Raw genomic sequence first — 18,072 nt, forward strand, 5'->3', positions numbered from 1 at the left:
CGGATGAACCCCCACTCCCTTTCCACTCAACCGAACTGGATTGTCATGCACGCTGAAGTCCCCACCATTCCCCCGGTCATCAACGTTGACGCCGAGCTTGACCACTGGCGCCGCCAGCATGCCGACGGCGCACTACCGCACAACTCGTTCGGCTCCTACGTGCCGTGGATCAAGTTCGCCTGTGATTCGCTGATCACCCAGCCGCGCGCCAGCAATGCGCAGCGCGACGAGATGTTCCAGACCCAGTACGCCCTGCAGATCATGCCGCGCCTGAGCGAAGCCCAGGCCCGCGAATTCGTCGACCGTTGCTGGCAGCACGTCTACCAGACCAGCCCGGTGCGCCTGCAGGACGCCCCGCGCCTGCGCGCCTGAGCTGCACGGCCCCTGCACGAGCCACCGCCGATCATCCTCGTCACCTGAGTGGGACGACGACGATGAAAGCACGCAACCTGTTCAATACGATCGCCAAGAAGGCCGCGGCCGCCACCGGCTCGCCGTGGACCTTCCTGGCCGCGGTAGCGATCGTGGTGATCTGGGGCATCAGTGGCCCGGTATTCGGTTTCAACGACACCTGGCAGCTGGTGATCAACACCGGTACTACCATCATCACCTTCCTGATGGTGTTCCTGATCCAGCACACACAGAACGCAGATACCGCCGCGATGCAGATCAAGCTGGACGAGCTGATCCGCGCGACGGCCGAAGCCAACAACGAACTGTTGGATCTGGAAGAACTGGACGAGGAGCGGCTGGAAGAGATCCGGCGCGAGTACGAGCAGATGGCGCGCGAGGCTGGCGACGCGCTGGCGCGTGTGCGCGCCTGCCATGCAGCGCGGCGCGACGATGAAGCGGTGTAGCAGGCCCTGAAATGACAATGCCGGCCCGCGGCCGGCATTACCCTCGATCTCCAGGTAGGTGCCAACCTTGGTTGGCACAGGGCCAGCCGCCTGCGCTGACGCATCCGTGCCAACCAAGGTTGGCACCTACCAGCAGCTGCTTACCCGCGCTCGTGCCAGCCGCCGCCCAGCACCTTGTACAGGGTGATGCGGTTGGCCTGCTGGGCCAGCTGCGCCTGCAGCTGGGTCTGCTGCGCGTTGTAGGCGGTACGGCGCGCATCAAGCAGGGTCACGAAGCTGTCCAGGCCAGCGTCGTAGCGTGCCTGCGACAGGCGGTTGGCCTGTTCGGCCGCTTCCACCAGGCGCTGCTGTGAACTCACCTGCTCATCCAGACTGACGTTCAACGCCAGCGCATCGGCGGTTTCGCGGAAGCCCACCTGGATCGACTTCTCGTACTGCGCCAGCGCAATGTCACGGTCCGCATTGGCGATGGCCAGATTGGCGCGCAGCTTGCCGCCCTGGAAGATCGGCAGCGTGATCTTCGGCAGGAAGCTCCACACGCGGGTCCCGCTGTCGAACAGGTTGGACAGTTCGCTCGAACCACTACCGATGCTGCCGGTCAGCGAGATGCTCGGGAAGAACGCCGCGCGTGCCGCACCGATGTTGGCGTTGGCCGCCAGCAGCTGGTGTTCGGCGGCCATGATGTCCGGGCGCTGCAGCAACACGTCGCTGGGCAGGCCGGCCGGCGGCGGTGCCAGTGCCAGCAGCTGCGGTTCGATGCTGTCCGGCAGCAGTGCTGGATCCAACTGGCCACCGGCCAGCAGCGCCAGCGCATTGCGGTCCTGGGCCAGCTGGCCACGCAGGCGTGCAGCATCCGTACGTGCGGTCTCGACCAGGGTACGGGTCTGGGTCAGCTCCAGCGCCGAACTGCCACCACGCTCGTGGCGGGCCTCGGCCAGGCGCAGCGAATCCTCGTAGGTCTTCAGCGTGGCATCGGCGATCTTCAGCCGCTGCGCATCAGCCCCGTAGGTCAGCCACGCCGTGGCGGTCTCGGCCACCAGGCTCAGCTGCGCGTTGCGGCGGTTGGCGGCCACGGCGAAGTACTGCTGCAGCGCCGCTTCACTGAGATTGCGCACGCGGCCGAACAGATCCAGCTCGAACTCGGCTACGCCGACACCGGCGGTGAACTGCTCGGTGACACCGGCGTCGGTACCACGGCGGTCCATCTGACCGGTGACGGCCACGCCGGGCACACGGTCGGCGCGCTGTACGCGGTACTGGCCGCGCGCGCGTTCAACGTTGAGTACGGCCACGCGCAGGTCGCGGTTGTTCTGCAGCGACTGGTCGATCACCTGCTGCAGGCGCGCATCGGTGAAGAAGTCGCGCCAGCCGACGGCGGCGACATCGGCCACCTCGCCCTGCGCGGCCTCGGCCGGCCACTGCGCCGGAATGGCCGGAGCAACGGCGGTGTTCTTCGGCACCAGGGTGGAACAGCCGGCCAGCGCGAGCGCGGCGGCAATGGAAAGGAACAGGGATGCACTTTTCATGGGAATGACTTCCATCGGTACTGCCGGATGGCAGGAGGTAGTGCCGGCCGCTGGCCGGCAACCTCGTTGGATTCACATCACGCGGGCAGTAGGTGCCGGCCAGCGGCCGGCACTACCGTTTCAGGTCACGTCGTGGACTTGCGCTTGAACACGCGCTGCACCACCACGAAGAACAGCGGCACGAAGAACACGCCGAGCACGGTGCCGACGATCATGCCGCCAAGCACGCCGGTGCCGATCGCCTGCTTGGCACCGGAGCCGGCACCGGTGGAGATTGCCAGCGGCACCACGCCCATGCCGAAGGCCAGCGAGGTCATCACGATCGGGCGCAAGCGGTCGCGCACGGCGTGCATGATCGACTCGATCAGGCTGGCCCCCTTCTCCAGGTTTTCCTTGGCGAACTCGACGATCAGGATCGCGTTCTTGCTGGTCAGGCCCACCGTGGTCAGCATCGCCACCTGGAAGTAGATGTCGCGCTCCAGGCCCTTGAAGGTGTTGGCCAGCACCGCGCCGAGGATACCCAGCGGGGCCGCCAGCAGCACCGCGGTCGGCACGCTCCAGCTTTCATACATCGCGGCCAGGCACAGGAACACGATCATCAGCGACAGCGTGTACAACAGCGGCGTCTGCGAGCCGGCCTGGCGTTCCTGGTAGGACATCGCCGTCCACTCGATGCCGAAGCCCGCCGGCAGCTGCTTGGCCAGCTGTTCGATCTCGGCCATGGCATCACCGGACGCGACACCCGGGGCCGGTTCGCCCTGGATTTCCATCGCCGACACACCGTTGTAGCGCTCAAGACGCGGCGAACCATAGTCCCAGTGCTTGGTGGCGAACGCGCTGAACGGCACCATCTCGCCCTTGTCGTTCTTCACGGACCAGAGATCGAAGTCCTCCGGCACCATGCGGAACGGCTGGTCGGCCTGCACGAACACACGCTTGACGCGGCCACGATCGACAAAGTCGTCGATGTACGAGCTGCCCCATGCGGCGGCCAAGGTACCGTTGATCTGGTCGATCGACAGCCCCAGCGAGGTCGCCTTGGCTGCATCGATGTCGATGCGGAACTGCGGCGTGTCTTCCTGGCCGTTCGGGCGCACGTTGGCCAGCTTCTTGCTGCCGGCGGCGAGGCCCAGCAGCTGGTTGCGCGCGGCCACCAGTGCCTCGTGGCCCTGGCCGCTGTTGTCCTTCAGGAAGAAGGTGTAGCCCGACGCGGTACCCAGTTCCGGAATGGCCGGCGGCGGGAAGGCGAAGATGAAGGCATCCTTGATCTGGCCCAGTGCCGCCATGGCGCGACCGGTGATCGGCATCACGCCATTGTCGGCGTCACGCTCGCTCCAGTCCTTCAGCTTGACGAATGCCATGCCCGCGTTCTGGCCCATACCGGCGAAGCTGAAGCCCTGCACCGAGAACACCGAGTCCACCGCATCCTTCTCGTTCTGCAGGAAGTGGTTTTCCAGTGCCGCGATCGATTCCAGCGTACGTTCCTGGGTGGCACCGACCGGCGCCTGCACCAGCGCCATCAGCACGCCCTGGTCTTCGTTGGGCAGGAACGAGCTGGGCAGGCGCACGAACAGCACGCCCATCAGCACGAACAGTGCCGCCACGATGCCCATGAAGCGCCACGGACGGTGGATGATGCCGCGCACACCGCGCTGGTAGCTCTCGCTGGTGCGGTCGAAGCCGCGGTTGAAACCATTGAAGAAACGACCGGACCAGCCCTTGTGTGCGACGTGGTGCTCACCCTTCTTCAGCGGCTTGAGCATGGTCGCGCACAGCGCCGGGGTCAGCACGATCGCGACCAGCACCGACAGCGCCATCGCCGAAACGATCGTGGCCGAGAACTGGCGGTAGATCACGCCGGTGGAGCCGCTCATGAAGGCCATCGGCACGAACACCGCCGACAGCACCAGGCCGATACCCACCAGCGCGCCGGTGATCTGGCCCATCGACTTGCGGGTGGCCTCAAGCGGCGACAGTCCTTCCTCGGACATGATGCGCTCGACGTTCTCCACCACCACGATGGCATCGTCCACCAGCAGGCCGATCGCCAGCACCATCGCGAACATGGTCAGCATGTTCACCGAGAAGCCCAGCATCGCCAGCACGCCGAAGGTACCCAGCAGCACCACCGGAACGGCGATGGTCGGGATCAGGGTGGCGCGGAAGTTCTGCAGGAACAGGTACATCACCACGAACACCAGCACGATCGCTTCGATCAGGGTCTGCACCACGCCCTTGATCGACACGCGCACGAACGGGGTGGTGTCGTACGGGATCTCGGCCTTCAGGCCGGCCGGGAAGAAGCTCTTCATGTCCTGCAGCGCGGCATCCACGCCGGCCGCGGTATCCAGCGCGTTGGCGCCGGTGGCCAGGGTGACCGCCAGGCCGCTGGCCGGCTGGCCGTTGTAGCGGGTGACGAAGTCGTAGGACTCTGCACCCAGTTCGACGCGGGCGACATCGCCCAGGCGCAGTTCGGCACCGTCCTGCGCGCCGCGCACGATGATGTTGCGGAACTGTTCCGGGGTCTGCAGGCGCGACTGCGCATTGATGGTGGCGTTGAGCTGCTGGCCCTTGATCGACGGCGCGCCGCCGAGCTGGCCGATGGCCACCTGGGCGTTCTGTGCCTTGATCGCTGCGGTCACTTCCGCAACCGACAGGCCATAGGTATGCAGCTTGTTCGGGTCCAGCCAGATGCGCATGGCGTACTTGCCACCGAACACCTGGATGTTGCCCACGCCCGGCACGCGGCTCAGACGGTCGACGACATTGGAACCGACGTAGTCGGCGATGTCGTTGGCGTCCATGCTGCCGTTCTCGGACACGAACGCAATGACGTTCAGGAAGCCCGAGCTGGACTTGGCCACGTTGATGCCCTGCCGCTGCACTTCCTGCGGCAGCAGCGGCATGGCCAGCTGCAGCTTGTTCTGCACCTGCACCTGGGCGATGTCCGGGTTGGTGCCGCTCTCGAAGGTCAGGGTGATGGTGGCCTGGCCGTTGGACGAGCTGTTGGAGGAGAAATAGATCAGGCCATCAAGGCCCTTCATGTTCTGCTCGATGATCTGCGTCACCGAGTCCTCGACCACCTTGGCCGATGCACCCGGGTAGGTGGCGCTGATTTCCACCGCCGGCGGTGCGACGTTGGGGTACATCGAGACCGGCAGCTTGAACAGGGCCAGGCCGCCGGCGAGCATGATGATGATGGCGATCACCCATGCAAAGATGGGTCGATCGATGAAAAAGCGTGCCATGGGGTTCTCCGCTTACTTCGCGTCGCCGGCCGGAGCGGCAGGCTGGGCGGCCGCTGCCGGCTTGGCCGGAGCAGCGCCCTTCTCGGTGGCCTTGACCGGCATGCCGGGGCCGATCTTCTGCAGGCCTTCGACAATGACCTTGTCGCCGGCCTTCAGACCGTCCTCGACCAGCCACTTGTCGCCGACCGTGCGGCTGACCTTGACCGGGCGCACTTCGACCTTGTTGTCCTTGTCGACCACCATCGCGGAGGTGTCACCCTTCGGATCGCGGGCGATGCCGGCCATCGGCACCAGCACTGCATCGCTGCGCACACCGCCGCCGATCACCGCGCGCACGTACGTGCCCGGCATCAGCAGGCCGTCCGGATTGTCCACCTTCACGCGCAGGCCGAAGCTGCCAGTGGCCGGGTCGACGCTGACTTCGGAGAACTCCAGCGTGCCCTTGTGCTCGAAGGTGCTGCCGTCTTCCATCAGGATGCTGACCGGCAGCGTCTGGTTGTCCTGCAGGCGGCCCGCGGCCAGCTCACGGCGCAGCTGCAGCAGCTCGGCCGAGGACTGGGTCAGGTCCACATAGATCGGGTCCAGCTGCTGCACGGTGGCCAGCGCATTGGCCTGGCCGGCGCTGACCAGCGCACCCTGGGTGACGCTGGACTTGCCGATGCGGCCGCTGATCGGCGCGGTGATGCGGGCGTAGCCCAGAGTGACGTTGGCCGCATCCAGCGAGGCCTTGGCGGCGCCGACGTCAGCCTCGGCCTGCTTCTGCGCGGCCACCGCGTTTTCCAGGTCCTGCTGGCTGACCGCATCAACCTTGGCCAGCTCGGTGATGCGCTTGGCACTCAGGCGCGCGGCGTTGGCGGTGGCCTCGGCACGCGCCAGCTGGGCACGGGCACTGTTGGCCTGTGCGCGGTAGCTGGCGTCCTCGATCTGGTACAGCGGCTCGCCGGCCTTGACCATGCCGCCCTCGGTGAACAGGCGCTTGGCGACGATGCCGTTGACCTGCGGACGCACTTCGGCGACCAGGAAGGCGTTGGTACGGCCCGGCAGCTCGCGGGTCAGGCCCACGGTCTCGGACTTCAGCGTGACCACGGTGACGTCACCCGGGCCCTGTTCGGGGGCCTGGGGTTGGCCGCCGCAGGCAGCCACGGTCGCGGCGATTGCCAGCGACAGTGCAAAGGGTCGGATTCGGCTCAGCAACATGACGGAAAGGCTCTTGAAGGAAAGGGTCTCAGCCAGCGCTGATACGGCGGACCCTCCACCAGCGAAGGTGAAGACCGTGCGAACAGCGCCCACCCGGGCGGAGTGGGAGCCGGACGGGCCTGCCACGCACACGACGGGAATGATGGGTGCGAAATATACATACATGCTTGTTTGTTTGTAAACCGGTACAATTCAGCCACGTTTCACCCGCACTCGTACCCACACCCATGGCCCGCAAGACCAAAGAGGACACCCAGGCAACCCGGGAAGGCATCCTTGACGCCGCCGAAGCCTGCTTCCATGAACACGGCGTGGCCCGTACCACGCTGGAGATGATCGGTGCCCGCGCCGGCTATACCCGTGGCGCGGTGTACTGGCACTTCAAGAACAAGAGCGAGGTGCTGGCCGCGATCGTCGAACGGGTGCACCTGCCCTTCATGCAGGAACTGGAGCGCACCTCCACCGACCAGCGCGACACACCGGTGCACGACCTGCGCGCAGTGATGATCCACTCGTTCATCGAGCTGTCCGAGGACGAACGCCTGCGCAAGACCATGGAGATCATGCTGCGCAGCGACGCCTCGGCCGATACCAAGGTGCTGACCGAAATGCAGCAGGCCGGCTTCCGCGATGCGCTGGACCGGATGGAGCGCGCCCTGCGCCGGGCCCAGGACCTGGGCCAGCTGCGCGAAGGCGCGGACCCGAAGATCGCCGCGCGCATGCTGCACGCCACTGTGCTGGGCGTACTGCATGGCGCGATGGTCGAACCGGAACTGATGGACCTCAAGCGCGACGGCATGCTTGCGCTGGACATGACCCTGGCCGCCTACGTGAAAGAAGGCGTGTTCGTGCCCGGAACGGTGCCCGAGCCGCTGCCCGAAGCATGAGTAGAGCTGCTGCCGCCACCGCGACACTCATCTGAGGACGAACCCATGATCCTGGACAACGTGGTGTGGGGCTTCATCGGCTGTGGCAGCGTCACCGAGAAGAAGAGCGGGCCGGCCCTGGCCAACACGCCGGGCTCACGGGTGGCGGCGGTCATGCGCCGCAATGCGGCGTTGGCCGAGGATTATGCGCGGCGCCATGCGATTCCCCGCTGGTACACGGACGCCGATGCACTCATCGCCGACCCGGAAGTGAACGCGATCTACGTTGCGACGCCGCCCTCCACGCACATGCACTACGCGTTGCAGGCGATTGCCGCGGGCAAGCCGGTCTACATAGAAAAGCCGATGGCCATGGATCACGCGGAATGCGAACGCGTGCTGGAGGCCAGCGCGCGCAGCGGCGTGCCGGTGTTCGTGGCCTACTACCGCCGCGCCCTGCCCCGCTTCGCGCAGGTGAAGCAGCTGCTGGACAGCGGCACGATCGGCACGCCGCGCAGCGTGCGCGCCACCCTGCACCGGCCGCATTCGGCGAACGCTGCATCGCCGGACTTCTGGCGGACCAACCCGGCGATCGCCGGCGGCGGCCTGTTCGTCGATCTGGGCTCGCACACCCTGGACCTGCTGGATCATCTGCTGGGGCCGCTGAGCGATGTGCGTGGCCTGGCCAGCTCGTTGACCGGCGCCTACGCCGCCGAGGACAGCGTTTCGATGTGCTTCCGCACCGGGACGGGGGCGCACGGCATCGCGCAATGGAGTTTCTGCGCGTTCCGCCGCCAGGATGAAATCGAAATCACCGGCGATCGCGGACAACTGCGCTTTGCCACCTTCGAGGACGTCCCGGTGGTTCTGGAGACCGAGGCCGGCGTGCAGGCGTTCGACATCCCGAACCCGCCGTCGATCCAGCAGCCGTTGATCGCCACTCTGGTGGATGAGCTGCGCGGCAACGGCCACTCGCCATCGAACGGCATCAGCGCCGCCCGCACCAGCGCGGTGATCGACCAGGTGCTGCAGGCCTACCGCACACGGCACTCGCGCTGACTGCCAAAGCAGAAGGCCGCCTTTCGGCGGCCTCATGCTTTGCAGCGTCGGGCATTACAGGATGTAGCGGCTCAGGTCCGGGTCCTGCACCAGCTCACCCAGGTGCGCATCGACGTAAGCGCTGTCGATGGCCAGGGTTTCGCCGTCGCGGTCCGGTGCCTCGTAGCTGAGCGAATCCAACAGGCGCTCCAGTACGGTGTGCAGGCGACGGGCACCGATGTTCTCCTGGCGCTCGTTCACCTGGAAGGCGATCTCGGCCAGACGATCGATGGCGTCGGCAGTGAAGCTGACCTTGACGCCTTCGGTGCCCAGCAGCGCTTCGTACTGTTTGGTCAGCGCGGCCTTCGGCTCGGTCAGGATGCGCACGAAATCACCCTTGCTCAGCGCACCCAGCTCCACGCGGATTGGGAAGCGGCCCTGCAGCTCCGGAATCAGATCGCTGGGCTTGGCCAGGTGGAACGCGCCCGAAGCAATGAACAGGATGTGGTCGGTCTTGATCGTGCCGTACTTGGTCGACACGTTGGAGCCTTCCACCAGCGGCAGCAGGTCGCGCTGCACGCCTTCGCGCGACACGTCGCCACCACCCACGTTGTCACCACGCTTGGCGACCTTGTCGATCTCGTCGATGAAGACGATGCCGTGCTGCTCGCAGGCCTCGATCGCGGCAGTGCGGATGTCGTCCTCGTTGACCAGCTTGCCGGCTTCTTCCTCGATCAGCAGCGGACGCGCGGCCTTGATGGTCAGCGTGCGCTTGTGCGCCTTGGCGCCGCCGCCGAGGTTGGCGAACATCGACTTCAGCTGCTGGCCCATTTCCTCCATGCCCGGCGGGGTCATGATGTCCATGCTGACGTTGGCAGCCAGGTCGAGCTCGATCTCGCGTTCGTCCAGCTCACCGTTGCGCAGCATCTTGCGGAACTTGATGCGGGTCTCGTTGTCCTGCGCCGACGGCTCGTTGCGGGCGACTTCCGGATCGAAACCGATGCCACCGCTGCGGCGCGGCAGCAGCGCATCGAGGATGCGGTCTTCGGCGCGTTCTTCGGCCTGGGTACGCACGCGCACCTTGGCCTGTTCGCGGTACAGCTTGACCGCGGTATCGGCCAGGTCGCGGATGATCTGCTCGACGTCCTTGCCGACGTAGCCGACTTCGGTGAAGCGGGTGGCTTCAACCTTCACGAACGGCGCGTTGGCCAGCGTGGCCAGGCGGCGTGCGATCTCGGTCTTGCCGACGCCGGTCGGGCCGATCATCAGGATGTTCTTCGGCATCACTTCATTGCGCAGCTCGGGCACCAGCTGCATGCGGCGCCAGCGGTTGCGCAGGGCAATGGCCACGGCGCGCTTGGCGTCGTGCTGGCCCACGATATGCCGGTCCAGTTCCTGCACGATCTCGCGCGGGGTCATGGTGGCGGAGGAAACTTCGATCTTCGACATGGATGTGCTCACGGATTCATTGTCGGTAGTGCCGGCCGCTGGCCGGCAACCAGGCACGCGTGCGGGGATCATGAGGTTGCCGGCCAACGGCCGGCACGACCCTCACAGCTCCTCGACCACCACGTTGCGGTTGGTGTAGATGCAGATGTCGCCGGCAATGCCGATCGCTTCGCTGGCAATGGTGCGCGCATCCAGTTCGGTGTGCGCCATCAGCGCGCGCGCGGCCGACAGTGCATAGGAACCACCGGAACCGATGGCGATGATGCCGTCCTCCGGCTCGATCACATCACCGGTGCCGCTGATGATCAGCGAGGTTTCCTTGTCGGCCACTGCCAGCAGGGCCTCGAGCTTGCCGAGGCGGCGCTCGGTGCGCCAATCCTTGGCCAGTTCGACCGCAGCGCGCTGCAGCTGGCCGTGCTTTTCCAGCTTGGCCTCGAACAGCTCGAACAGGGTGAAGGCATCGGCGGCGGCACCGGCGAAGCCGGCCAGCACCTGGCCGTCTCGGCCGAGGCGGCGCACCTTGCGCGCATTGCCCTTCATCACGGTGTGGCCCAGCGTGACCTGGCCGTCGCCGGCAATGGCCACGTGCTCGCCGCGACGGACGCAGACGATGGTGGTGGCGTGGAAAACGTTGGGATTCTGACTGGGGTCCATGCGGCCTCCGATAGCTGTTCCCGGGACATGGGGACAGCGCCGGGTGCGATCAAGCCTGTGCGGATGGCTGCCGTTCAGCGCTTGGCGGCGCCCCATGGGAAGAGGGCGCCCTTTTAACGAGCGCATCGCAATGCGCGCGGACCCCGCCGCCCGAACGTGGAACGCCTGCCGTTCAGCGCTTGGCCTGCGACGGCCGATCCGGATTCGGCTCGATGCCCCAGGCGATGTACCAGTCCTCACCCTGCGTCTCGATCGGGTGCTGGGTGCGGCCGGAGCCATTGCCGCAGGCCAGCGCGTCAGCCGCGCAGTAGCGATCGCAGCCCCAGCAGATGCGTTCGGGGTGCCTGGGATGCAGCGGAATGGGCTTCGCCATGGTGGCGGTGTCCTCGTGGCCTGCGGCCACAATGCGCCGGTAGCGGCCGCCCTGCCCTGATCCAGATCAAGGGCGGTCTATTCAGCCTTGTCGTCCTTGCTGCGGCGCTTCGCACGTGGATGCGCGGCGTCGTAGACCTTGGCCAGGTGCTGGAAATCGAGGTGGGTGTAGATCTGCGTGGTGGCGATGTCGGCATGGCCAAGCAGTTCCTGCACGCCACGCAGGTCACCGGACGATTCCAGGATGTGGCTGGCGAAACTGTGCCGCAGCATGTGCGGGTGCACGTGCTTGAACAGGCCCTGGCGCTGCGCCAGCTGGCGGATGCGGATCTGCACCGCACGCTGGCTGATCGGCCCGTTGCGACCGGGAAACACCGGCGAGGCCGGGCCGCCGCCACTTTCCGCACGCCACGCCTGCAGCGCTTCGCGCGCCGGCCGGCCGAACGGCACGCGACGCTGGCGATTGCCCTTGCCCAGCACGTTGACCAGGCCGCTGTCGAAATCCAGGTCGCGCCAGGTCAGCGCGCAGACTTCGCTCAGGCGCAGGCCAGAGGAATAGAACAATTCCAGCAGCGCGCGGTCACGGCGGCCGAGTTCACCTTCCGGTTCCAGCTCGACCAGCTGCACGGCTTCGTCGGCATCGAGCACCTGCGGCAACCGGCGCGGTGCGCGTGGCGCCTTCAGCGTCGCCGCCGGGCTGACCTCGATGCGCCCGTGCTTGAGCAGCCAGGCGTAGAAGCTGCGGCACGCCGACAAGCGGCGCTGCAGGCTCTTGGCCGACAAGCCACGCCGGTGCTCATCGGCGACGAACTGACGCAGCGACTCGGCATCGAGTGTTTCCAACGCAACACCGCGCGGCTCGGCCCAGGCCGACAGCGCGTCCAGGTCGCGGCGGTAGGCGTCGAGCGTATGTGCCGACATCCGCCGCTCTACCTGCAGATGCTGCAGGAAGGCCTGTACCGCGCTCATCGTCGTATCCTGCTCAGCCCGGGAAGCGCTTCAGGCCGGTGGCCAACGCATCGCCCATCATGCGCAGGAACAGCGTGCCCATGCCCGGGTAGAAGCGGTTCGGGTCGTGGCTGCCCACAGCAATCAGGCCCACGCCCGGCAACGGCAGCAGCGCGGTGGTCTGCACTTCTTCGCTGCGCACGCCGTACAGCACGGCATTCTTTTCCGGCTGCAGGCGCCCGCAGATCGGCTCGCCGTCGTTCAGGCAGTCGCGGAACGGGCCCAGCTGCGCATCATCGGCGGCGATCACCTGCAGCCAGTCGGCCTGTTCCAGCCCGGCCACCGGTGTGTGCACCACCAATCGCACCAGGTCGCCGGCGAAATCTTCCTGCAGCGAGGCAGCCATCGCACGCAGGGTGTCGGCGGCGTTGTCCTGCTTCATCAGCGCCAGGGTCAGCTGATGCGTGCGCACTGCCAGGCGTTCATTGACCTGGGCGGTGGCACCCAGATCGGCCAACCGTCGTGCCAGCTCGCGGTTCTTCTCGCGCAGCACTTCCAGCTGGTAGCTGGCCAGCGACGCGGTCGGGCCATCGTCGCGTGGCACCACCAGGGTCAGGGCCAGGTCCGGGAACTGCTTGAGGAAGCCGGGATGTCGCCGCAACCACGCAGCGACTTCATGGGCCCCGAGCTTGTCGACGGTTTCGGTCATGCGATCCACTCCCCTTCGAAGACGAATGCGGTCGGGCCGGCCATCACCACCGGCTGGCCATCGCCCGGCCACTGGATGCGCAGGTCACCCCCGGGCAGGCTGATGCGCGCATCGCGCTGCAGGCGGCCACGCTGCATCAGGGTCACCGCAGCGGCGCAGGCGCCGCTGCCGCAGGCCAGGGTTTCGCCGACGCCACGTTCATTCACACGCAGACGTGCATGCGCCGGGCCCATCACCTGGGCAAAACCCACGTTCACCGAGCGCGGGAACGAGGCATGCTGCTGCAGCAGCGAACCGACGCGCTCGACCGGTGCTGCATCGATCAGGCCCACTTCGATCACCGCATGTGGATTGCCCATCGACACCGCGGCGAAGCGTATGCTCTCGCCCTGCAACGGCAGCAGGTACTCCTCGCGTGCATGGGCGAAGCCCACCAGCGGCACGTTGACCGGCTCGAACGCAGGCACGCCCATGGTCACCGCGAACTGGCCATCGCCCAGGGCCTTCACCCCATGACTGGCCAGCGGGCTGTCGATGACGAACTGATCCCCCTGCGCACTGCCCTCACGCACCAGCCAGGCCGCGATGCAGCGCGCGCCGTTGCCGCACTGCTCGGAGTTGGAACCGTCGGCATTCCAGATGCGGTACGACGCCACCGAGCCTTCCGCGCGCGGCGCTTCGATGGTCAGGATCTGGTCGCAGCCGACGCCGGTGTGGCGGTCGGCCAGGCGCGCGGCCAGTTCAGGCGTGGGCGGCGCAGTGCCGTCACGCAGGTCGATCACTACGAAATCATTGCCCGCGCCATGCATCTTGCTGAAGCGCAGCGCCTTGGAACCGGCCTTACTCATTCCCGCCGCCCACCTTCTTCGCAGGCGCAGGCGCCGGTTGCGTGGTCGGTGCAGCCGGCTCCACGGTCGTGGCCGGGGTGCCGCTGCCTTCGGTCTGCGCCGGGGTCGCTTCGGTAGCGGGCTCGGCAACCGGTTCGACGGTTTCTTCCACCGGCACCGGCTTCTGCGGCAGTACCAGCGGGCCCTTGTTGCCGCAGGCGGCGAGGAGCAGCAGCGAGGCCGCTGCCAGCGGAATCAGGATGGCGTTTCGATGGGGGATCTTCATGCCCCGAGTATAGCCATTGGCGGCTGAGCGGTTGGTGCAGGGGATCGGGTTGCCGGCCAGCGGCCGGCACCACCGCAGGCGTTCAATCTGCAGGCGGCGGCAGCGGCCGGGTCCACAGCCAGATCGCCACCACGGTCATGCTGCCGATCGAGAACCACTTCACCCAGGCGATCGGCACGCACCACAGCATGATGCCGGCGCACACTGCCATGGTGATCGTGGCCATCCACTTGCCGTAGCGGCTGACCGCCCCGTGTGCCTGCCAGTTGGCGATGGCCGGGCCGAAGCGCGGGTGCTGCAGCAGCCAGGTGTGCAGGCGCTCGGAACCACGCGAGGCAGCCCAGGCCGAGATCAGGATGAATACGGTGGTGGGAAGACCCGGCACGAAGATGCCGACGATACCGGTGCCCAGGCTGACGTAGGCCAGCAGCCACCACGCCCAGCGGAAACGCACCACGCGCGGTGGCGTGGCAGCATCGCGGGATGCGGAGGGGTCGGGCTGGCTCATGGCCGCAAGGATACCGGTTCGGGATGCCAGGCAACGCCCGGCACCCCTGCACCATTACGGCTGGGCGATGCCCAGCTGCTGCAGCACGAACGCGTACGACTCGGACAGTTCACGGTAGCGCTGGAAGCGCCCCGACTTGCCGCCGTGGCCGGCTTCCATGTTGGTGCGGAACAGGATCGGGTAATGGCCGGTGTTGTCGTCACGCAGCTTGGCCACCCACTTGGCCGGCTCCCAGTACTGCACCTGCGAATCCCACAGGCCGGTGCCCACGAACAGCGCCGGGTACGCCTGCTGCTTCACGTTGTCGTAGGGCGAGTAGGACAGCATGTAGTCGTAATACTGCTTCTGCTCGGGGTTGCCCCACTCGTCGTATTCGTTGGTGGTCAGCGGAATGGTCGGGTCGAGCATGGTGGTGACCACGTCGACGAACGGTACCTGCGCCACCATCACCCGGTAGTCCTGCGGCGCCTGGTTGGCCACGGCGCCCATCAGCAGGCCACCGGCGCTGCCGCCGGACGCGGCGACGCGATCCTTCGCCGCCCAGCCCTGCGCCACCAGGCCGCGGGTGACGTCGATGAAGTCGTTGAAGGTGTTCTGCTTGTGCAGCAGTTTGCCGTTCTCGTACCAGTCGCGGCCCATCTCCTGGCCGCCACGGATATGGGCGATGGCATACACCACGCCACGATCGAGCAGGCTCACCGCGGTCTGGTTGAAGTACGGATCCATCGACATGCCGTAGCTGCCATAGGCGTACTGGAACAGCGCGCCCTTGCCATCCTTCTGGTAGCCCTTGCGGTAGACCAGCGACACCGGCACCTTCACGCCATCGCGCGCGGTGATCCAGACACGATCGGTTTCGTACTTCGACGCGTCATAGCCGATCACCGGTTGCACCTTCAGCTGGCGGCGCTCGCCGGTGGCGGTGTTCAGCTCGAACACGGTGGTCGGGGTGGTCATCGAGGTGTAGACGTAGCGCAGCCACGGCGTATCGGCCTCGGTGTTGTCGCCCAGGCCCATCGAGTACGCCGGCTCATCGGCCTTCACGTAGTCGCTGCGGCCATCCTTGAACAGCAGGCGGATGCGTTCCAGGCCCTCGGAACGTTCGGCGATGGCGGTGTACGCATCGAACAGCTCGAAGCCTTCGATGAACACCGCATCGTCATGCGCGATCCAGTCCTTCCACTGTGCGCGCGAGGTCGCATCGGTCGGTGCGGTGACCAGCTTGAAGTTCTTCGCACCGTCGTTGGTGCGGATCACCCAGCGGCCGTCGTAGTGGTCAGCGTCGTACTCCACATCGCGCTGGCGCGGCGCCAGTACGGTGAACGTGGTCGGGTCGCTGGCCGGCGCGTAGCGCTCTTCCGAGGACACGGTGCTGTGCACACCGATGGTGATGAAGCGATCGTCGCGGGTGCGGCCGATGCCCATGTAGAAGCTGTCGTCCTTCTCTTCGTAGACGACGGTGTCGGCACTGGCCGGGGTGCCCAGCACGTGCTTCTTCACGCGTACGGTCAGCAGCGTTTCCGGATCGTTCTCGACATACAGCACGGTGCGGTTGTCGTCGGCCCAGACCAGGTCGCCGGAGCTGCCGGTGATCACATCGGGCAGCACCTTGCCGGTGGCCAGGTCCTTGAAGCGGATGGTGTACTGGCGGCGACCGACATCGTCATCGGCCCAGGCCAGCAGCTGGTTGTCCTGGCTGACTTCCATCGAGCCGACGCTGAAGTAGCCCTTGCCGGCGGCCATCGTGTTGACGTCCAGCAGGATTTCCTCGGCGGCATCCATGCCGCCCTTGCGGCGTGCGTGGATCGGGTAGTCCTGGCCGGTCTCGAAGCGGCTGTAGTACCAGTAGCCGCGCTCGCGCGCCGGCACACTGGAATCGTCCTGCTTGATGCGGCCGACGATCTCCTTGTACAGGGTGTCTTCCAGCGGCTTCAGCGGCGCCAGCAACTGGTCGGCGTAGGCATTCTCGGCCTGCAGGTAGGCCAGCATGTCCTTGTTCTCGCGCTTGTCGTCGCGCAGCCAGTAATAGTCGTCGTTGCGGGTCGCGCCGAACGGCGCCTTGACCACATGCGGATGCTTGGCGGCATCCGGCGGAACGGGCGGCGTGGCGGCGGTGGCAGTGGTGGTCATCAGGCTGGCAAGCAACAGGCAGAGGGTGGATTTCATGAGATAAGGCTCCTTGAGCCGCAATGCAATGGCGTCCTTGTGCTCGAGTCTGGGTTGCAGGAGGGTTGCGGGCAACCCTGCGGATCGTCATGGGTCGTGCTTGCCGCTGGCCGGCAACCTTGGGATAAACAGAGGCGGGTGGTTGCCGGCCAGCGGCCGGCACTTCCAGGACGCGCGGCGTACCATGGGCACATGAGTACCCTGCCCCACACGCCGGGCTACAGCCGGCGCAGCCATGAAATCGCTCCGTTCCACGTGATGTCCCTGCTGGCCCGCGCGCAGGCGCTGGAACAGGCGGGCCACGATGTGATCCACCTGGAAATCGGCGAACCGGACTTCACCACGGCCGAACCGGTCGTGCGTGCCGGCCAGGCCGCATTGGCCGCCGGCCATACCCGCTACACCGCCGCACGTGGCCTGCCGGCCCTGCGCCAGGCGATCAGTGGTTTCTATCGCAGCCATTACGGGCTGGATATCGATCCCGAACGCATCCTGGTCACTCCCGGCGGCTCCGGTGCGCTGCTGCTGGCCAGCAGCCTGCTGGTCGATCCGGGCCGCCACTGGCTGCTGGCCGACCCCGGATATCCCTGCAACCGTCATTTCCTGCGCCTGGTGGAAGGCGGTGCACAGCTGGTTCCGGTCGGCCCGGACACCGCCTACCAGCTCACGCCGTCGCTGGTGGAACAGCACTGGAATGCCGACAGCGTCGGCGCACTGGTGGCCTCCCCCGCCAATCCGACCGGCACCGTGCTGTCCGCCGACGAACTGGCGGCACTGTCGCAGGCCCTGCACGCGCGTGGCGGCCATCTGGTGGTGGACGAGATCTACCACGGCCTGACCTACGGCCTGGATGCACCCAGCGTGCTGCAGGTGGATGACAGCGCGTTCGTGCTGAACAGCTTCTCCAAATATTTCGGCATGACCGGCTGGCGGCTGGGTTGGCTGGTGGCGCCGCCGGCGGCGGTGCCGGACCTGGAGAAGCTGGCACAGAACCTGTACATCAGCGCGTCGAGCATCGCCCAGCATGCCGCACTGGCCTGCTTCAGCGAGGAATCGATGTCGATCTTCGAACAGCGCCGCGAGGCGTTCCGCCAGCGTCGCGACTATCTGCTGCCGGCGCTGCGCGAGCTTGGTTTCCGCATCGAAGTGGAACCGCAGGGTGCGTTCTACCTGTACGCCGACGTCAGCGCGTTCACCGATGACGCGCAGGCGTTCTGTGCGCACTTCCTGGAAACCGAACACGTGGCGTTCACCCCGGGCCTGGATTTCGGTTTCCATCGCGCCAACCAGCATGTGCGCCTGGCCTATACCCAGGAAGTGCCGCGGCTGCAGGAGGCGGTGGCGCGGATTGCACGCGGGTTGAAGAGCTGGGGCGCCTGATCGATCTGCGCGAACGGCATCCACGCATGGCGTGGATCTAC

17 protein-coding genes are annotated in these 18,072 nt (G+C 66.5%); 5 read left to right on the top strand and 12 right to left on the bottom strand.

Annotation, left to right across the window (positions count from 1 at the left end):
• Nucleotides 1–45 precede the first annotated feature (45 nt).
• Both ACZK13_RS18095 and ACZK13_RS18100 read left to right on the top strand, forming a co-directional pair.
• Nucleotides 46–372 (top strand): hypothetical protein, encoded by a 327-nt coding sequence (locus tag ACZK13_RS18095; protein ID WP_014038526.1) that lies wholly within the window; start codon nt 46–48, stop codon nt 370–372.
• A 62-nt stretch (nt 373–434) separates the two neighbouring features.
• Nucleotides 435–857 (top strand): low affinity iron permease family protein, encoded by a 423-nt coding sequence (locus tag ACZK13_RS18100; RefSeq protein ID WP_032129005.1) that lies wholly within the window; start codon nt 435–437, stop codon nt 855–857.
• A 140-nt stretch (nt 858–997) separates the two neighbouring features.
• Here the strand turns inward: ACZK13_RS18100 and smeF are convergent, their stop codons facing one another.
• The 3 genes from smeF to smeD all read right to left on the bottom strand — a co-directional run bounded on the left by smeF (nt 998) and on the right by smeD (nt 6,828).
• Nucleotides 998–2,398: a multidrug efflux RND transporter outer membrane subunit SmeF gene (gene smeF, locus ACZK13_RS18105; protein ID WP_125893439.1), complete on the bottom strand. Its 1,401-nt coding sequence runs from the start codon at nt 2,396–2,398 to the stop codon at nt 998–1,000.
• 110 nt (nt 2,399–2,508) lie between these two features.
• A complete protein-coding gene (gene smeE / locus ACZK13_RS18110; RefSeq protein WP_125893437.1) occupies nt 2,509–5,631 on the bottom strand; it encodes a multidrug efflux RND transporter permease subunit SmeE in 3,123 nt (1,040 codons plus the stop codon).
• A 12-nt stretch (nt 5,632–5,643) separates the two neighbouring features.
• Nucleotides 5,644–6,828, bottom strand: a complete 1,185-nt coding sequence (gene smeD, locus ACZK13_RS18115) for a multidrug efflux RND transporter periplasmic adaptor subunit SmeD (RefSeq protein ID WP_032129008.1) — start codon at nt 6,826–6,828, stop codon at nt 5,644–5,646.
• Between the two features lie 227 nt (nt 6,829–7,055).
• On the opposite strand from smeD, the gene smeT reads away from it, so the two are divergent.
• Complete coding sequence (gene smeT / locus ACZK13_RS18120; RefSeq protein ID WP_032129009.1) at nt 7,056–7,715, top strand: efflux transporter SmeDEF transcriptional repressor SmeT; 660 nt, start codon at nt 7,056–7,058, stop codon at nt 7,713–7,715.
• A gap of 45 nt (nt 7,716–7,760) precedes the next feature.
• The gene (locus ACZK13_RS18125) at nt 7,761–8,753 is read left to right on the top strand and encodes a Gfo/Idh/MocA family protein (RefSeq protein WP_478482031.1); all 993 of its coding nucleotides are present in this window, start codon (nt 7,761–7,763) and stop codon (nt 8,751–8,753) included.
• Nucleotides 8,754–8,807: 54 nt separating this feature from the next.
• Here the strand turns inward: ACZK13_RS18125 and hslU are convergent, their stop codons facing one another.
• From hslU to ACZK13_RS18170, 9 genes are all read right to left on the bottom strand, one after another.
• Nucleotides 8,808–10,181 (bottom strand): ATP-dependent protease ATPase subunit HslU, encoded by a 1,374-nt coding sequence (hslU, locus tag ACZK13_RS18130; protein WP_478482033.1) that lies wholly within the window; start codon nt 10,179–10,181, stop codon nt 8,808–8,810.
• A 102-nt stretch (nt 10,182–10,283) separates the two neighbouring features.
• Nucleotides 10,284–10,835: an ATP-dependent protease subunit HslV gene (hslV, locus tag ACZK13_RS18135; RefSeq protein WP_005411093.1), complete on the bottom strand. Its 552-nt coding sequence runs from the start codon at nt 10,833–10,835 to the stop codon at nt 10,284–10,286.
• Between the two features lie 172 nt (nt 10,836–11,007).
• The gene (locus tag ACZK13_RS18140) at nt 11,008–11,208 is read right to left on the bottom strand and encodes a DUF3079 domain-containing protein (RefSeq protein WP_010481389.1); all 201 of its coding nucleotides are present in this window, start codon (nt 11,206–11,208) and stop codon (nt 11,008–11,010) included.
• A 77-nt stretch (nt 11,209–11,285) separates the two neighbouring features.
• Nucleotides 11,286–12,176: a tyrosine recombinase XerC gene (xerC, locus tag ACZK13_RS18145; RefSeq protein WP_125893429.1), complete on the bottom strand. Its 891-nt coding sequence runs from the start codon at nt 12,174–12,176 to the stop codon at nt 11,286–11,288.
• 13 nt (nt 12,177–12,189) lie between these two features.
• On the bottom strand, nt 12,190–12,864 hold the full coding sequence (locus ACZK13_RS18150; RefSeq protein ID WP_125893427.1) for a DUF484 family protein: 675 nt from the start codon (nt 12,862–12,864) through the stop codon (nt 12,190–12,192).
• Nucleotides 12,861–13,712, bottom strand: coding sequence for a diaminopimelate epimerase (gene dapF, locus ACZK13_RS18155; RefSeq protein ID WP_125893425.1), 852 nt, complete (start codon nt 13,710–13,712; stop codon nt 12,861–12,863). Before dapF ends, ACZK13_RS18150 begins: the two co-directional genes overlap by 4 nt.
• Nucleotides 13,705–13,977, bottom strand: a complete 273-nt coding sequence (gene lptM, locus ACZK13_RS18160; protein WP_049399234.1) for an LPS translocon maturation chaperone LptM — start codon at nt 13,975–13,977, stop codon at nt 13,705–13,707. Before lptM ends, dapF begins: the two co-directional genes overlap by 8 nt.
• Nucleotides 13,978–14,059: 82 nt before the next feature.
• Entirely contained in the window at nt 14,060–14,485 is a 426-nt protein-coding gene (locus ACZK13_RS18165) for a YbaN family protein (RefSeq protein ID WP_125893423.1), read from the bottom strand.
• Between the two features lie 54 nt (nt 14,486–14,539).
• Nucleotides 14,540–16,651 carry a S9 family peptidase gene (locus ACZK13_RS18170; protein WP_049399231.1) on the bottom strand — a complete coding sequence of 704 codons (2,112 nt, stop codon included), beginning with the start codon at nt 16,649–16,651 and terminating at the stop codon, nt 14,540–14,542.
• Nucleotides 16,652–16,843: 192 nt separating this feature from the next.
• Here ACZK13_RS18170 and ACZK13_RS18175 point away from each other — a divergent pair, with 192 nt between their 5' ends.
• The gene (locus ACZK13_RS18175) at nt 16,844–18,031 is read left to right on the top strand and encodes a pyridoxal phosphate-dependent aminotransferase (RefSeq protein WP_125893421.1); all 1,188 of its coding nucleotides are present in this window, start codon (nt 16,844–16,846) and stop codon (nt 18,029–18,031) included.
• The last annotated feature ends 41 nt before the right edge of the window (nt 18,032–18,072 follow it).

This window comes from Stenotrophomonas sp. 99219_Sma (assembly GCF_056480785.1).

Coding starts and splice junctions, on each gene's coding strand:
- ACZK13_RS18095 (WP_014038526.1), top strand. CDS start 46: ATGCACGCTGAAGTCCCCACCATTCCCCCGGTCATCAACGTTGACGCC.
- ACZK13_RS18100 (WP_032129005.1), top strand. CDS start 435: ATGAAAGCACGCAACCTGTTCAATACGATCGCCAAGAAGGCCGCGGCC.
- smeF (WP_125893439.1), bottom strand. CDS start 2,398: ATGGAAGTCATTCCCATGAAAAGTGCATCCCTGTTCCTTTCCATTGCC.
- smeE (WP_125893437.1), bottom strand. CDS start 5,631: ATGGCACGCTTTTTCATCGATCGACCCATCTTTGCATGGGTGATCGCC.
- smeD (WP_032129008.1), bottom strand. CDS start 6,828: ATGTTGCTGAGCCGAATCCGACCCTTTGCACTGTCGCTGGCAATCGCC.
- smeT (WP_032129009.1), top strand. CDS start 7,056: ATGGCCCGCAAGACCAAAGAGGACACCCAGGCAACCCGGGAAGGCATC.
- ACZK13_RS18125 (WP_478482031.1), top strand. CDS start 7,761: ATGATCCTGGACAACGTGGTGTGGGGCTTCATCGGCTGTGGCAGCGTC.
- hslU (WP_478482033.1), bottom strand. CDS start 10,181: ATGTCGAAGATCGAAGTTTCCTCCGCCACCATGACCCCGCGCGAGATC.
- hslV (WP_005411093.1), bottom strand. CDS start 10,835: ATGGACCCCAGTCAGAATCCCAACGTTTTCCACGCCACCACCATCGTC.
- ACZK13_RS18140 (WP_010481389.1), bottom strand. CDS start 11,208: ATGGCGAAGCCCATTCCGCTGCATCCCAGGCACCCCGAACGCATCTGC.
- xerC (WP_125893429.1), bottom strand. CDS start 12,176: ATGAGCGCGGTACAGGCCTTCCTGCAGCATCTGCAGGTAGAGCGGCGG.
- ACZK13_RS18150 (WP_125893427.1), bottom strand. CDS start 12,864: ATGACCGAAACCGTCGACAAGCTCGGGGCCCATGAAGTCGCTGCGTGG.
- dapF (WP_125893425.1), bottom strand. CDS start 13,712: ATGAGTAAGGCCGGTTCCAAGGCGCTGCGCTTCAGCAAGATGCATGGC.
- lptM (WP_049399234.1), bottom strand. CDS start 13,977: ATGAAGATCCCCCATCGAAACGCCATCCTGATTCCGCTGGCAGCGGCC.
- ACZK13_RS18165 (WP_125893423.1), bottom strand. CDS start 14,485: ATGAGCCAGCCCGACCCCTCCGCATCCCGCGATGCTGCCACGCCACCG.
- ACZK13_RS18170 (WP_049399231.1), bottom strand. CDS start 16,651: ATGAAATCCACCCTCTGCCTGTTGCTTGCCAGCCTGATGACCACCACT.
- ACZK13_RS18175 (WP_125893421.1), top strand. CDS start 16,844: ATGAGTACCCTGCCCCACACGCCGGGCTACAGCCGGCGCAGCCATGAA.